Here is an 18,399-nt window from a genome sequence, read left to right on the forward strand (position 1 = left end):
TAAGCATAGCACAAATTTAAATCACTAAAAATTTGTTAATATGAGTCCATTAATTTTTATAGTCGTAATGAAAAATGGCCTTTAACCTCAAAAATATTATTGCCATCTCTTACTTGTGCTAAGAACCAATAATCAGAATTGGGCATTACATTGCCATTATAAGTACCATTCCATCCTGGAGAATTAGAAGTAAGTGTTTTAAGGAGTTTTCCGTAGCGATCAAAAATATAGATGATTGTTCCTGGTAATGTTTCTACACCAGTAATATGCCACGTATCAAAATGGCCATCATCATTTGGTGTCATGAATTTAGGAGCATCAATGATTACAATTTCTTTCGTTACTGAAGCACAACCATTTAAATCAATAATGGTAAGGATATGATAGCCTATACTAACGTTTTCAAATACATTAGATAATTGAGGTTCATCATCGTCTAACTGGTATAAATAATTACCAATGCCGTTAATAGTGACTACAATATTATTGGGATCAGAGAAATCAATACTTTCAGTAATAATGATACTTGCTGCCTCAGATTCTGTAACGGTAAAATACTCAGTTATTTCACAACCATAAGGAGAGGTGACGGTTACTGAATATGTACCAATGTCTGTGATTTCAATTTCGGGAGTTGTTTGATTTGTACTCCAAAGATAAGTGTCACCAACTTGGTTAGTGTTAGCACTAACAAATAAAGGTAAATCATCTAAACAAATCAATTGGCTACCAATATCGAGAACCGGTTTAGGATGAATAATAATATCAAATGAAGTAATGTCATAACAGCCTGTAATGTTGTTTTCTAGGCGAACATATATGGTTTCGTTGCTATTGGCTTCGTAAATATTTTCTAATGCATTAGTGCTATCTTCAGCAGATAATAAATCGTTATAATACGAAACGGTAAATTCATTAGGATTTTGTCCGTTTAGCACCATAGTATTCTGCGATGATAAATCAAAGGTGTAGAATCCATCATAGTCATCGTCACATTCAACTATGTCATCTGGTGCATATGCAATTGGATTCGGATTAACAATTAAATCAAACTCATGAACGTGATAACAATGCGTTGTTGAAAATTCAACACGAGCAAAAATAGTATCACTTGTAGTTTGATATTCATAGTCATTATCTAACGGGTTGCTTTGGTTAAGAGCATCAAGTTCTGTAGGATAATAAACAACAATAACATTTGCTGTTTGTAATAAAAAATGTGAATTGATATCAGTAAGCGTAGCAGTTTCATTTGCACAAACTTCAAATGATTCTAAAGGATTTATAGCAGGAGGTAAGTCAACATTCAATTCTAAAGGAACAAATGTAAAACAGTTAGCAACTGTATTAAAGACTTTAATATATATTGTTTGAGGACTAAAAAGATTGTTATAGTCTGCAGGATTAGGAATTACGTTCATATTGTTTTGAAGATCTTCAATAGATTCAAAATAAGAGATGACATTATCAGGATTAACAGTATCGAAGAGTTCTGATTCGGTTTGTGTTAAATCGAAAGACGTAATACTATCATAATCAGTATCACAATTGGTAATTGAAGATGGCACATTTGGATGGTTATTTACAACTAAATCAAATTGTGTTAAACTAAAGCATCCAGTGATATTGTTTTCTATACGAACATGAATAGTTTCTCCATCTTGTCCAATATAATTATAAGTTAATGGACTGGTTCCTAAATCGGCTTCTGCTCCAGAATTGAAATAGGTTATAGTAAACTCATTAGCAACTTGAGCACCAAGAACAGCATTGTTTACAGAGAATAGGTTAAAGTCTCTAATACCATCGTTAGAATCATCATCACAGGCTTGTAAGGCTGGTGGTTGATTGGCAATAGGCAATGGGTGAACAATAAGTTGAAATGGATAGATGTAGAAACAGCCAGTTGTACTAAATTCAACACGAACAAAAATAGTATCGCTAGTTGAAGTGTAGGTGTAGTTCGTGTCTAGAGAGTTAGAGCTGCTTTGAGCATCAGCTAAAGACTCGAAATAACTAAAAAGAACATCAGTATCATCATCTACAATCACGTCATTGATTACATTTAAATCAAAACTACTGGTTGGATTAATACAAATACCATAAGTTTCAAACTCATTAATTAAAGGAGGTAAGTTGACATATAAATTTATAGGCAATACACTATAACAGTTAGAAATAGTACTGTTAACTTTTATGTATACTATTTGAGGATTAGAAATATTGGTGTAATTCCCAGGATTAGAAATAACATCTGTGTTAGTTTCAGTTCCTAAAAGTGATTCGTGGTATGAAACTACTAGGTCATCTTGTCGAATATCAAGAACTTCTATCTCCACATCTGTTAAATTAAAACTCGTAAAACCATCATAATCATCATCGCAATTAGTCAAATCTGGTGCTAAATTAACTTCAGGAACTTGAATGACTCCAAGGCTAAAGTCAGTAATAGAATAGCAAAAGGAACCATTTTCAATTCTTACGAATAGTAGTTGTGGATTAGAAATATTAATGTAATTGAGTGGTAATTCATTTAGGTTTAAATCAGCATCATCATAACTTAAATGAAAAGAGATGTCTAAATTTTCTGGGATACCACTACTGATTTCAGTTACCTTAAAATTTAAATCAAAAATATCTATTCCATCGTTAGAAATGTCATCGCAAACTTCAAAATCTGTTGGTACATTATATAAAGGAAAAGGAGTGACATTTATAGCTAATGAAGACGTGCCAAAGCAATCTTGATCTGTAAGATTTTCAACGCGGACATGAATTGTTTGTGGATTTGATAAGTTTTGATATGCATTGTTTTTATCAATAATATTGGTTCGATCAATGGCATCCTGCGCATTTTCAAAATATAGCGTTTGTTTGCCGAGTTGACCATTTAGAATTTCGTCATCTTTTAAATTGAAAAAGAAATCATTTATTTCATCTCCATCACTTTCACAAGTTATAAAATTAGATATGGGAATAAAGACAGGTAAGGTATTTACATATATATCGAAACCTACAATGGTATAACACGTTGTAATTATATTTAATACTTTAGCATAAATATAGGCGGTTCCTGTACTATAACTTTCTGGAGTTAAAATTGGATTGATACCATCTATTGCGTCATCTATATTGGTGTAAAATGTAATATCAAGATCGATGGTATTTGCGACAATTTCAGGGATCTTACTATCTAAATCTATAATAGAGATTCCATCTTGATCATCATCGCAAATAATAATATCAGTTGGCAGCATTACTATAGGAGGATCGATAACTAGAACCTCCAGAGGTGAAATATCATAACAAGTCGTTTGAGTATTTGTAACTCTTGTATAAATCGTTATGGGATTAACAGTATTAGTATAGGTTTGCGGTAAAACATTTTCATCATCAATAGCATCTTGTTCTGTTAAATAGTATCTAACACTTGGAGAGTCAATTCCTGCGCTAACATAATCGTCAAAGCTTGATAGAATAATAGAGGTAAATCCATCAAAATCATTATCACAATATTCTACAATAGTAAGGTCTTGAATTTTTATTGCTGGATAAATAACAAGGTCAATAAAATTAAATTGAACACAAGAATCTATTGTAGCCGTAATATAAATTGTTGTAGTAATGGAAGTTGCTGTATATAAAACGGTTTTATCGATCTCATTAGTATTGTTTAGTTGGTCCTCTTCAGTTTCAAAAAAAGAAATCTCAAAGCCTTGATAATTATTTAGTACAGCTATTTCTACATCGTTTAAATCAAAATCAGCTATTTCATCGTTTGAAGCATCATCACAAATGCCATAATTACTGGTGTTAAAACCAGATTGAACTATATTAGTATGGAGCTCAATAGGCATAATTGAATAGCAACCAGTACTATCATTTGTAACTCTTATATAAACTATTTGAAGGTTAGATGTGGTATTCTGAAAAGCTGTTGGATCTGGAATTGGATTAATTGCTTCTTCAGCATCAATTTCTAATTCATGAAAACTTAAAGAAACTCCAGTAAGTCCTTGAATGATGTCATCTACAACCGAAGTTATATCAAAAATTTCAAACCCATCATCGTCAGTTTCACAAGCTGAAATCCATTGGATTCCTTGATTTATTATTGGGTTTTCAAGTACAGAAATATTAATTGAAGTTGTATCAAAACATCCTGTAACATTATTTTGTACTCTAATATATAAAACTTCAGATGTATTGGTGTTAACATATGGTATTCCAACAGGATTCAGGCCTGTTTCAGCGCCATTTTGTGACGTGAAAAAAGAAACGACAAGATCTGGATTTATTGCTAATATTTCAGCAGCTGTGTCTACAAGATCAATTAGTGTAATACCATTCGCAACATTATCATCGCAAACACTTATGTCTGAAGGCTGATTAAAAATAGGAGAGTTGTTAACCACCAAGTTAAAGGTTGTAAACCCTAAACAGCCTGTATTTGTTTCTTCAACCCTTGCGTATATGGTTTGTGGATTAGTAGTGTTTTGCCAAGGCACAGTAATAGTTGCAGTTTCGTTTATTGCGCCTACATTGGTTAAGTGATAACTTATATCATAATTTCCGGTTGGTACATTGACTAAAACCTGACTGTCTTTTGTTGTTAAATCAAAAATTGTTTGACCATCATTTATGGCATCGTCACAAAGAATAAAATCAGGAAGTTCTACGATATCTTGTTCTGAACCTAAATTTACAATGACTTCATCTTCAATAATACATGAACTATTACTAATTTGAAGATTCACTGCAACACTATAATTTCCAGAATCTGATACTAGATATGTAGAGTTTGTAGCACCAGGAATGACAAGTCCATCTTTAGACCATTCATATGTGGCAATATTATTTTGTACATCTCCATTTAGAATTAAAGATTGTGAACAGGTATTTATATCTGGTCCTAAATCTACAGAAGAAAGCGTAGTTGCACTCTGAATAAAAACTGCTGAGTCATAATTTTGGTCACTTTGATCAGCAATTATAAGTTTTATTCGATGTAGAACATTTGGTTGAATATTTGCTGTAGCGGACATAACTTTAGTTCTTCCGTTATAATTTGTGTCTCCAATATTATAACCATCAAAATAATTTTCATTTTCAGCTGGACAAAACCCAACAATTTCATCATGAATAGTATTTGTATTTACTGGGATTGAAGTTCCAGGAATTAAGGCAATATTTACAAAAGGTTCTGAAGTACCTGCTCGTTTAATAAGAATCGCAAAACCATCAGAATATTGACATGGAAAGTTTGTATTATATTCTTCTGAAGCCAAAATATAATTGAACGATATTTGATTGGTAGCAGAAAGAAAATCAAATTCAATAGAAGTGGCATTTAAAGTACCTGAAATACCTAAAACACTTTCTAAATCAGGATCTGTTGGCCAGTTAGCCGTGCCTTCATTCAATGTATTCGTATTAGTGCCATTTCCAGCAGAGTTGATATTTCCTGTAGATAATACAATTCCGTTTTCAAAAGGGAAGTTTGAATCTGCTTTATCGAAATCACCATAGCTGTTAAAACCACTAAACTGTCCGTTTACAGAAGATGAAATATTAGATATGTCGACGCAACCTTGCCCTAAGTTTGCTTGTATTAAAGCTTCAAGGGAAGATGTGTTTTCAGTCGAAATTTGTTGCGCTGATGACGTGTAAATGGAACACAAAATTAGTCCCAAACACAAGCGCTTAAATAGCTTCATATATAACGGTTAGTTATAACAAATAGATAAAGCAAAGCTGTAGATTTTACAACGATGTCTAATCTGGAACTTGTGAATGTAAAAAAAATATGTGTTTATTGAAACTTTATGATGTATACGGTAGTTTTTATCAGTTTAAGTGCAACATAGTTGACTGTCATTTTTTAATATCTCAAAGCAAAATGTCCTTTAACGTCAAAAGCAATATTACCTTTCCTAACTTTTGCTAGAAACCAGTAGTCACTGGCAGGCATTAAATTCCCGTTATATCTACCATTCCAACCAACTGATGATGAGGTTAGTTGCGTTAAAAGTTTACCGTATCGATCATAAATATAAATGATAGTTCCTGGTAAGGTTTCAACACCTATAATATGCCAAGTATCAAAATAACCATCGCTATTAGGTGTCATAAATTTTGGTGCGTCAATAACTACAATCTCTTTTGTTACTTCAGCACAACCATTTAAGTCAATTATTGTAACAGTATGATAACCTATACTTACATTTTGAAATACGTTTGAAATTTGAGGTTCATCATCATCCAATTGGTATAAATAGTTACCAATACCACTGATGGTTACTGTTATATTATTCGGGTCTGAAAAATCAACAGTTTCAGTCAATTCAATTGATGCTGTTTCAGATTCTGAAACCGTAAACACTCTTGTTGTTTCACAGCCTAAAGAAGTAGTTACTGTTACAAAGTAAGTTCCAACTTCAGTAATTTCAATTTCTGGAGTTGTGTCATCTGTAGACCAAAGATATAGATCTCCAACTTGATTTGTATTTGCACTTACAAGTAATGGCAAGTTATCTAAACATATTACCTGATCTTCAATATCAACAACAGGTTTTGGATTAACAGTTGTAATAAACTGAGTTATTGTATAACAACCAGATATATTATTCTCAACTCGAGCATAAATAGTTTGTCCATCAAATGCATCATATAAAATTGTTAAAGCATCTTCTCCTTCTTCAGCTAGTAAATCGTCATCATAGTAGGTTACAGTAAAGTTCGATGGATTTTGTCCACCTAAAATCACCACATTTTGTTGACCTAGATTAAATTCAAAAAAGCCATCATAATCATCATCACAAGTAATCAAATCGTTTGGTTGAATTGCAATAGGTGCAGGGTTTACAATAAGGCTAAATTGATGTATATAAAAACAATGCGTTGTTGAAAATTCTACACGTGCAAAAATAATATCATTATTAGTTTGGTAATTGTAGTCTGAATCTAAGGCATTAGTTTGGTTTTCAGCATCTAGAAATGTTGGGTAATAATCTAATAATACGTTAGCAGATTGTTCAAGAAGTATTGAATTAATTTCTGTTAAATCTGTAATGTCTTCATCATTATCGCAAACCTCATGACTCGAAATTGCGTTAATAGCAGGAGGTAGGTTTACAATAAGTTCTAAAGGAACTGATACAAAACAGTCTGAAATAGTATTAGTTACACGAACATAAACTGTTTGTGGGTCTGTAAGGTTTGTATAATTCCCAGGATCTGTAATAGTATTAGTTTGTAAAAAAGAATCTTCAAAAGTAACATGATATGTAATTTCAATGTTGTCTTGTCTTACATCTAAAATATCAAACTCAGAGAGTGTTAAATCGAAAACAACAATTCCATCGTAATCTTCATCACATTGAATTAATGGTTGTGGCTCATTTACATCAGGAGCTGCAATAACATTAAGAACAAAAGAAGTATAAGATTCACAAATTGTTCCGTTATTAATTCTTACATAAATCTGTTGTGGATTTACACTATTGCTAAAATTTAAGGGTAGTGGGTTTATATTATTTTCTGCATTATTTTGCGATGTGTGAAATGTAACTTCTTCAATGTCTGTAGTGCCTTGAGTGATTTCTGTAAGTTGTACATTGAAATCAAATTCAACACTACCATCGTTGGTAATATCATCACAGATGAAAATATCTGTTGGGACATTAAACAATGGATTAGTACCAACTTCTATAGGAAAAGATGATGTAGCATAACAATTTGGATCTGTAAAGTTTTCTACCCTAATAAAAATGGTTTGTGGGTTTGATATGTTTACATAAATATTATCCTTGTCAATTGGGTTTACATTATTTTCAGCATCTAATGCTGTTATATAATAAAGTACTTCTTTTCCAGTTTGACCATTTAAAATATCGGCATCTTGAGTTGAAAATATAAACTCTCCTAAGCCATCATCGCCAATTTCACAAAATTTATATAGACTAATTGGGTTAATGACTGGCAGTGTATTAACAATAACTTCAAAGTTTTCTATCGAATAACAACCAGTAGTAGAGTTTTCAATTCTAACAAAAATAGCTTCTGTAACCGCTAAATAATTTGAAGTAACTAGAATATTGTTTATATCATCTTCTGCATCAGTTTGACTATTGTGGAATGTAATATTTCTATTGGTTGTATTTGAAACTATTTCTGAGATCTTAGAATTTAAATTAATAATTGAAACTCCATCTTGATCTGAGTCACATATAATGATATCAGTAGGTTCGTTACTCATAGGAGCAGGAAGAACTTCAATCTCAAAACTATTAACATCTGCACAACCTGTAAGTGAAAATGCTATTCTTGCAAATATTGTTTGTGGGTTAGTAGTGTTAGTGAAAAGTGTAGGTAAGCCATTACTATTTGTATTGGCATCATCTTCAGTCTCAAAATAAGTTACTGAATAATCAATTTGGTTATTGGTTATTTGAGCATCAAATTGGCTTAAATCTATTGCAGTAAAACCGTCTTGATCTAAATCACATACACTTACTGATCCTATTGAATCAAATTCTGTTATTGAGTTAATGATAAGTTCAATTTCTGCATTTTCTTGACACGTAGGACTTGTGATTGTGATATACAGAGTTTGTGGAACTGTCGTTGGTTCGAAAGGAACTGATGTATCAATTGGGTTTATTTGATTATCTCTATCGTTTTCAGTTAAATAAAAATCGATAAGAATTGTTACACCTAATATATCATCTAAGTTGCCTATTATTGCTTCTGAAACACCAATAAGGTCAAATGTTTCTAAGCCATCATTACCAGCATCACAGATACTAAAATTAACTAAATTTGTTCCGGTTATTAATAAATTGGTATGAATCTCAATAGGAGTAATACTTGCACATCCTGTAAGTTGGTCTTCAACTCTAATGTATACAATCTGTTCGAAAAGTATTACGTTTTGATAATTAGTTTCATTTGCAATGGCATTGATACCTAAATCAGCATCTCCTTGAGTTAGGTGAAACGTTACGTTTACACCAGTGATTCCTTGAAGAACATCATTAACAACTGATGTTAAATCAAAATTCGCAAATCCATCATGATCACTATCACATGCATCAATATATTGTGGTTCAGTATTGATTGAAGGATTAGCTAAAACTTCTATATCTAGTGTAGTTGTACTTGAACATCCTGTGTTGGCATCAGTAACATTTACAAAAAGAGTTTCAGTAGTATTAATATTAACATAAGGCAAAGGAACAGCGTTAATTCCGTTGTCAGCTTCACTTTGAGTCAAGTGGTAAGTTACTAGTAAATCTATATTTCCATTAGTAATTTCATCATCTCTTTGAGATAAATCAATAGCTGTTACACCATCTGAGTTTGAATCATCACATACGATTAACGCAGAAGGTGGAGTAATTGTAGGTTTTGGGTTTACAATTAAATCAAATTCTTGGTAAGCCAAACATCCATTTACTGTGTCTTCAATTTTTACAAATATAGTCTGTGGATTAGACGTATTTTGAATTGGAGCAGTAATAGGGTTTGTTCCATTAAGAGCATCATTTGCTGTGTAATGGTAACTTACAGTATAACTTGATGAAGGTACAGAGGCCAAAGCTTCTGAATCTTTAGTTGATAGGTCAAAGGTTTCTATTCCATTGCCACTAAGATCATCACAAAGTTGGTAATCTGAAATTGCATCAGCAGATTGAGTTGAGCTTAACACAACATTTACGGTGTCTTCTATAACACAAGTTGAGTTTGTTAATGGGATTTCTATTGAAACCGTGTAATCTCCCGTTTGTGTAACGTTTAAAGTAGATTGGTTTTCACCAGGAATTAAAACATTATTAAAAAGCCAAGAATAGGTTGCAAGTGGATTGTCAATATTACCATCTAAAGTAACATTACTAGCACAAGTTTGAATATCATTTCCAAGATCTACATTGGCATTAAAACTATTACCTTCAATAAATACAGCTGAATCATAGTTTTTATCCGTTTGATCGGCAATAACAATTTTGATATGGTATTGTACATTTGGTGTAATACCTGCAGTTGCAGTCATTACGGTTGTACGACCATTATAGTTTGTGTCTCCTAAATTAAAGCCTTCAAAAAATTGCTCATTTGAAGGTGCACAGAATCCAACTATTTCGTCATGTATTGTATTTGTATTTACAGGTGTTGTAGTTCCTGGTATAATCGCAATATTTGTATAAGGGTTACTCGTTCCAGCTTCTCTAATAAGAAATGCAAATCCATCAGAGTACTCACAAGGAAAGTTTCCGAAGTATTCTTCAGAAGCTAAGATGTAGTTAAATTGAATCTGATTAGAAACTGATATAAAATCAAATTCTATTGATGTAGCGTTTAATGTTCCAGAAATTCCTAAAGCAGATTCTAAGTCTGAATCTGTAGTCCAATTTGTCTCTCCTTCGTTTAATATATCATTATTTTGAGTGTTACCACCAGAAATAGGATTTCCAGTAGAAAGCATGATACCATTTTGAAAAGGGAAATTAGATCCAGCTTTCTCAAAGTACGCAAAACTATTGAATCCATTAATGGATCCGTTTACCTGCGAGCTAATGTTAGAGGTTTCTACACAACCTTGAACTAGGTTATTTTCAATTAGTTGTTGTTCAGTATATGAATTATCTATACTAATTTGTTGACCATAACTTGTAAGGCCAAAAAACAGGCAGAATAATACTGCGAGGGATTGTTTTAAAATATTCATTATTAAGCGGTTAAGTTCATGGTGGTTAACCACGAGGTTTGGGACTATGGGCTAAATTGATAATTTTAATTGTCGAAATATAGAACTGTATTAGATGAAATGCAAATTTTTACGACGAAATGCATAAAACATTAACATTTGATTTTTTTGCCAGAAACAAATTCTGAGGCTCTTTTGATAAGTATTTTACGTTCTTTAGGTTTGAAAATGTACAAGTAAATCATTACGTATATCATAAGGTAGGATTTTAAATATTGGGATATTGTCTGAAGTTGGAGCAGAATGAACTGCACAGTCACTCATATATAATACTTACAAGTTTGTAAAGCACGATGGCACTAAAACTATAATTGAATGGTGTGAAATATCTTTTCATACTAAGTAGGTTAGTAGTCTCTCGTTATTAATACAATAGTGAGGGAAAAGATTGTTAAGCGATTAATTTGAAATTGAAAATAGAGGATAAGATGTTAATAGACAAATAAATACGACGAACAACGTCAAATTTTAACAGTTTAGTAATTCACATAAACCCATCCAACCATTGGTCGATAGTTAGAATCATTAAAATTGATTACATAGAAATAGGTACCCACAGGAACTCGTTTACCATGGTTGTTAAGACCTCTATTAATTAAACCAAACCATCGTTTATCATTATGGCCTTCAAAAATTAGAGTGCCATACCTATTGAATATTTTTAATTCGTGATTTTCAAATACATCATAGAGCCCTTGAATATTAAACCAATCATTTGAGTTATCATTATTAGGTGAAAAGCCTTGAGGAATAAATGGAGGACAGTTTTCAACTAAAACATCAAAAGCGTAAACATCATAGCAAGGAGGATTGTCAATTTTTGCATAAATGGTCTGAGGGTTACTTGTATTGTTATAGTTTTCCGGAATAAGAATTTCATTGGTATCCAATTCTAAATCGAATAGACTTGTGTAAAAACTTATAGTGTTAGTTTGGTTGATGCCATTTGTCTCTATAACTTCAAATAGGTCGAAAACTGCTGAACTAAACCCTTCATTACAAGAGAGCATACTTGGTAATATTACTAAAGGAGGAACAATTAATAAATCTAGAACAGTTTCAAAGCTATTATTTGTTTCATTAATTTCAGTAACTGATCCATTACTCATACCATCATCATCTACAACAAGAGATAAGGTAAATGAATCACCTACGGTATCTGGTATTAATAGTGAAATAGTTCCAATTTCAAAGTCATTTATTTGAATTTCATTTTGTGTAATCGCTTGACCAATTAATAAACTATTTGCATAAAATGCTATATCTGTATTGACTGGTAGAGGGTCTGTGCTATTCGTATTAAAAACAGTGTACTCAATATCTATGGTTCTGTCGCCACAGTTAATACTGTAATCATTAAGCATAATTGTAGCATCTGGTAGCTGACTGTTAAGAACTGTAATAATATTATTAATCATTACAAAATCTTGACCAGAGGTAAGTTCTATAGTGGCTGCAGTATCACCTATTGTAATATTATTTTGAATATCGTAGACATCAATATCCATATTAAATAAATTGGAAGCTCCAGTAAAACTATTTGTTCCGTTAAAGGCATTATTGTTAGGATTTAATGGCGGATTTCCGATTAAATTCCCATTAATAGTTAATTGTTCATTTACTGCTAATCCTGCATCTCCTTCCCAAGCAACAAAACCAATTTTAGCGCCTTGATTGTCTAAAACATTTAAATTATCTAAAGTAACAGTTAAATTTGTTGGGACGCTTTGTAAACCATCGTAAACATTTAATTGATTTAAAGGAAGGCTGAGATCTTCATAAATGATTGTAATTGCCCAACCACCAAAATTTGTTCCAGTAGGACAGTATGGACCAATAACTCCAGTAAGATCAAATTCAGAAATTGTGTACGCAGTACTACCTTGATCTTGAACGATGGTTGTAATATCTGCAAATGCAGCAAAGAAAACTCTTATATCATCTAATGCATTACTAAAAGTTCTATCAGCCGAAACCTGAATTCCATTGACTTCAATATCAAAATCTCCAGTTCCCGATCCAGCCCAATATAAATAGGCCGCTATAATGTTTTGATTGGTATTTAAAGAAAGATTAGCTGAAGATGAGGTGAGTATACTACAAGGCCCTAAAGTACCATTCTCAGCAGTATTTAAGGTGTTTCCAATTGCAGTGTAGTCGAACCGACCATTATATTGCTGGAACAATTCAATATCTTGACCAAATAAAGCAAGTGGAGAAGCGTAAAGGAAAATGAAAATTACAAATTTGCCAAGCCTCATTGCGAGTTGTTTTGTTAGGTGAATTTACACAATTTATTTTTTAGCGCTTTAAAGCAAAGTGACTTTTAAAAACTCGACCATCTTGAAGGGTTACAAAAAACCAATAATCACTAGAAGGCATATCATTACCATTATAAGTGCCATCCCAGCCAGCTCCTAGTGGATCAATTTCCGCAAGAAGTTTTCCAAAACGATCAAAAATTAGGATTTGTGTATTGGGTTGAAATTGTTCTGAAAGACCTTTTACTTGCCAAAATGGATTGTACATATCACCATCTGGTGTGAAAAATTTCGGAAATCCAATAACTGAAACTAATTCCTCAGAAATACCACAATCATTTTCTATATCACGAACATAAACGGTATGAAATCCAAAGTCCACGTTGCTAAACACATTGCTTTCTTGATAAGGTCCGATAATGTTATCTAACGCATATTCATAAACACCTTCACCAGAAACAAACACAGATATGGTATTGTTAGTTGAAGCATCAGTAATTTGAATATCAGTAATAACTGCAATATCTGAAGGTAAAACATTAATAGTTCTGTCTTTAAAACAACCATCAGTATTGGTAACGCGAACTGTGTAGGTTCCTGGTTCATTGACTTCAATTTCAAACATATCTTCACCAGTTGACCATTCGTAATAATAGTTATTAGGTATGTCATCAATTAGTCCACTTGTTAACGTTATGGTCTCAGGAAAATCATTTAAGCAATACAACAATTCTTCTTGGATCACAATATTTGGCAATTCAAAGACGGCTAATTCTATAGCACTAATGCCATAACAGGCATTCGCATTTTCAACACGAGCGTAAATGGTTTGGAAATACGGAATAGTATTAGTAAAGTTGGTACCTAAAGGATTATCTTCAATAAGTGCATCTTCGTAAGTTTCATAATACGTAAGATCTAGACCAGCTGGCAACCCATTTAAAATGAAATTTTCAGCATCAGAAAGATTAAAGTTTACAAATCCATCTTCTGTACCATCGTCGTCACAGGATTCTAAAAAGGTATCGCTAGATGCAGTTGAACTTGCTTGAAGTGTGATTTCGGCAATATTGGTACAGCCAGTAACAGTATCTGTTACAAGTGCATAAATGATATGTGGATTGAAATAATTATCAAAGGAATCCGGATTAAGTTCATCTTCATCATTGTTTAAATCAACTAGAGATACATAAAAATTAATGGTTCTATTAGGAGCACTATTGGTAATGTCATTGAAAGCTTGATTAAGATCAAAGGTTGTAAACCCTTCAGGAATACCGTCTTCATCACATTGTAAAATGGTTGTATCAATAGCTTCTGGAGAATCGTTGATAGTAAAAATGAAAGAATCTGTTGAATAGCAATCTGTATTTGCATTATTTTCAATACGAACAAATATCTCTTCAGTATATGCTATAGTATTAGTATAAAAATTTACTAGTTGACCTGTATTATCATCTGCATCTTGCTGTGTTGGGTGATATGTAATCGTATAAAGAGTTTCATCCTGTGCGCCTAAAATATTAGAACTAAAATCTGAAAATATTAAAGTTGTAAAACCATCCATACTATTACCAGTGAAATCTGTATCACAAACAGTGAGATCATCTAATTGAGTAATTACAGGTGTAATAAATACACTTAGAGTAAATTCTGTAGTTTCATAACAGTTTGTGTTATTATTGTTATCTACTCTTGCATAAATAATTTGAGTAACATCAGTATTATTAAAGTCTCCTATAATTTCATTCTCATTTGCATCTGCATCTATTTGAGTTGTAAAATAATGAACAGTAAAGTCATCAGGATTTTGTGTGTCTAATATTTGGGCATCTTGCATGGTAAAATCAAAAGTAGAAGTTTCAGTTTCATCACAAACTACGATATTGCTAGGTTGAGTCGCTGTTGGTATATCAAAAATGCCAACAACAGCTTCTCCTTCAATTGGACATTCACCATTGTTTTGTTCTATAAATACTTCATAAAAACCTGGAATATCAACAAATAATTCAAAGGTAGAACCTGGCAAAGGCAGTCCATCTCTAGTCCAAGCATAATCAGCTCCAGGAATATCTTCTGCAAATAGCGTATAACTATCACCTGTACAGAGTTTTAATTCTGTTGTGCTAATGCCATTCTGAATGATATCAATTTGCGAATTGAATAAGGATTGAATAAAAGGAGGTAGCCCAATCCGACTTCTGTTTTGGAAATTACCATTAACATCTAATAATACTCCTGTCTCATCGTAATCTGCAGCAGCTCCATCGGCTTCTGGGTTTTGAATAACTCCTATATAGCGTCCAGAATTTCCAGAATTTGAAAAATCAAATTGTGCTCTATAAATTCGTCTATCGATACCTAATTGTAGGGCAGCACCATTAATTGAATTAGATGAATGCACTGTCTGCTGTGAAGCAGGAATATCTATTGATTCTAAATCCCATTGCAAAATTCTACTTGAACCATTTCCAGAGGCACCATCATTAACAGAGGCATAAACTTTTCTGTTTTCAGCTGAAAATTCAATTCCATAAGGGCTGTCATTATTTTGAGGTCCATATAATTCTAACGAATTTGAAACTATACCTGTATCATTATCAAAATCAAACAAATAAACACCTCCTGGTGCATCTGTACCTGGTGTTGTTCCAAAACCAAAGTGAGCTACAGCTAATTTAGATCCATCTGGTGAAGCTTTTAAATAGCCCAATGAATTTCTACGATAGCCAGATATTTCTACAGAAGGTCCAACCGTTGATATAACCGGGTTTGTGTCTACACCAATTTCAGTTACTTTAAAGGCGTAAAATTTATCTATAAAATGACTAATTACCCAAAAAGATGAGCAATCGTCAGCTTTTACAGCTGTTATTTTTTCAGAACATTTATATTCTACTTGTAGTGGGTCAGTAATATCATACGTAATAAGTGGTATGTTTTTTTCTACTGGGTCAACATCACCTAAGCCACCATTTAAAGTAATATCCACTAGAGAATACGCAAGTCCGTCATTTACTCCATCATTTACAAAGTTTCCTGGAAAAGCAGATGTATTATCATGATGAGGTTCATCTACAGTAAAAATATAATACAAATTAGGATCTTGGGGTTTTGGTACGATTAATCCAGAAGACGTACTTGAGTCATCTCCCTTGAGTCCAGTTCCCAAAGCTACATTACCATTAGCCATAGGCAAATGATTAGAATTCCATACAGTTATACCATCAGAGTAAAATAATAAATCACCATTTGTATCAGAAATAGAAGTACAGCCTTCAAGTGTATTAATTTGACCATCAGTTACGGCAGTAACCGTTCCTGTTACAGCATCAAATCTTAAACCAGCATTTTGACCAAAGTACCAATAGGACGCTTCTCGTTGTGCATAGGTAAATAAACTGCATAGCAGTATCAATAAAAATAGATAGGGTTTCTTTTTCATTTTAGTAATAGCAATTTACTTAATCAACTAACAATAATATAACAGCTTTTAGGCTAAAATTACTACCTAAAATTAGATTAAAGGCAGAACTTTAACATAAATCTATATTAAGGGAATAGCTGAATGTATAAAGATATTACAAATCTCTCTTTTTTAATAACCTGTACGATAAAAAGATAAAAAGCGCAGTCCAACCCATAACAATTACAATTTCGTACCAATGAACTGCGAAGTCATAAAGAAATTCTTGTCCGTTAGGAGCTTTTGAAATTGCGATTCTTTGAAATGGTTGATCAATAAGCTTGTACATAGATTTCAAAGGGAAGAAATTCTGAATTTTTTCAGCAATATCAGCATTTGCCTGCCAAGTTATCAAACCAAAAATAATCCACTCTAATATATATAGCACGAATAAAAATGCTAAAGCGAAAGCAGAACGCTTTACTAACATTCCTAAAAACAGACATAAACTAAAGAAGCCTACGAGTTTCAAGAAGTAAGCAAATAAAAATTCTGTTTCTCTAAAAATTAAACTGACTTCATTAATACTTGAATAATATAAACCAATACATAAACAAATAATGAAGATTAAAAATGTAGCGATTGCCGAAAAGAAAACAATTGTATAAAATTTAGACAATATGAATTCTTTCTTACTAAGACCATCAATAAGGTTCTGTTTTATTGTTTTATTGCTGTATTCGTTACCAATCATACTCACCACAACAATAGCGAAAAAGAACTTAAACTGTGATGCAAAAAATGTAGTAATATGCCATACAATTGGGAAATTGAAAAGCCCGTAATGTCCTAATTCTAAGGTGAAAAAGCCAAAAAAGTCAATACGTAATGATGATAATATAATGACAAAAAATGGAAGTACGAATGAAATAAATATCAAAACTTTACTCGCTCTATTGAGTAATAATTTTTGCAATTCTAGTTGTAAAAGTCTTAACATGATGGGTTGGTTTTATTCTGAATGAATTCAGTTACGATTGATTGATGATTAGTTGTCAGTAAGTTGTAAAAATTGTTCTTCTAAACTTTCTTTACGTTTTACGAGGTGTGATAACACGATCCCTTTTTCAAACATGAGTGTGTTAAAAGCAGGAGCATCCATAGATTCATTTAAAAACGCAGTAATAAGTTGGTCTTCAATTTTTATAGTACCGAATGATGCATCGTTCTCAAGAACTTTAATTAATTCGTCATGTTTTTGAGCCTTTAATTCAAAAAAGCCATGACTAGAAATCATTTCATCTACGCGACCTGAATAGAGTTTCTCTCCTTTACGCAATACCACAACATGTGAACATACTTTTTCAACTTCATCTAATAGGTGAGAGGCAAGAAGTATCGTTGTGCCTTTACTAGCAATTTGTTTTATAATCGCTCTAATTTGATGAATTCCTTGAGGATCAAGTCCGTTTGTAGGTTCATCAAGAATTAATATTTCCGGTTCATTAAGCAGTGCTGAGGCAATGGCTAAACGTTGTTTCATACCTAAAGAATAGGTTCTGAATTTGTGATCTTTTCTATCTAATAAACCAACGACTTCTAACTTTTCAGTTATTTTACTTTTATCAACACCTTTAATTTTACAGACGAGTTTTAAATTTTGCTCGGCAGTCATATATGGATAAAAGTTTGGACGCTCAATAATAGCTCCAACTTTCTTTAAAGCGTCATGAGTAGATGTATTACCATCAAACCAATGAAAGCCTCCTTGAGTTGCGTTTACAACATTTAAAACAATGCCTAAAGTTGTTGATTTACCACTTCCATTAGGACCTAAAATACCGTAAACATTTCCTTTGTTTATAGTGAATGATAAGTCTTTTACAGCAGTGAGGTACCCAAATTTTTTGGTAAGATTGTTAATGGTTAGTATAGATTCCAAAGTTGATTGATTTTTTTACTAAAAA

General features: G+C 32.3%; 6 protein-coding genes. All 6 read right to left on the reverse strand.

The features are described 5' to 3' along the window. Positions 1–56: 56 nt before the first annotated feature. Positions 57–5,717, reverse strand: coding sequence for a T9SS type B sorting domain-containing protein (locus tag RH81_RS05520; RefSeq protein ID WP_052172431.1), 5,661 nt, complete (start codon positions 5,715–5,717; stop codon positions 57–59). 164 nt (positions 5,718–5,881) lie between these two features. Beyond that, on the reverse strand, positions 5,882–10,726 hold the full coding sequence (locus tag RH81_RS05525) for a T9SS type B sorting domain-containing protein (RefSeq protein ID WP_033958855.1): 4,845 nt from the start codon (positions 10,724–10,726) through the stop codon (positions 5,882–5,884). Positions 10,727–11,241: 515 nt separating this feature from the next. After that, positions 11,242–13,026, reverse strand: a complete 1,785-nt coding sequence (locus RH81_RS05530; protein ID WP_033958857.1) for a T9SS type B sorting domain-containing protein — start codon at positions 13,024–13,026, stop codon at positions 11,242–11,244. A 40-nt stretch (positions 13,027–13,066) separates the two neighbouring features. Continuing rightward, entirely contained in the window at positions 13,067–16,471 is a 3,405-nt protein-coding gene (locus RH81_RS05535; protein WP_033958859.1) for a T9SS type B sorting domain-containing protein, read from the reverse strand. Positions 16,472–16,607: 136 nt separating this feature from the next. Then, positions 16,608–17,432, reverse strand: a complete 825-nt coding sequence (locus RH81_RS05540; RefSeq protein WP_033958862.1) for an ABC transporter permease — start codon at positions 17,430–17,432, stop codon at positions 16,608–16,610. 48 nt (positions 17,433–17,480) lie between these two features. Continuing rightward, positions 17,481–18,374: an ABC transporter ATP-binding protein gene (locus tag RH81_RS05545; RefSeq protein WP_033958864.1), complete on the reverse strand. Its 894-nt coding sequence runs from the start codon at positions 18,372–18,374 to the stop codon at positions 17,481–17,483. Between the last annotated feature and the right edge of the window lie 25 nt (positions 18,375–18,399).

The organism is Psychroserpens jangbogonensis (genome assembly GCF_000797465.1).
Lineage (GTDB): Bacteria > Bacteroidota > Bacteroidia > Flavobacteriales > Flavobacteriaceae > Psychroserpens > Psychroserpens jangbogonensis.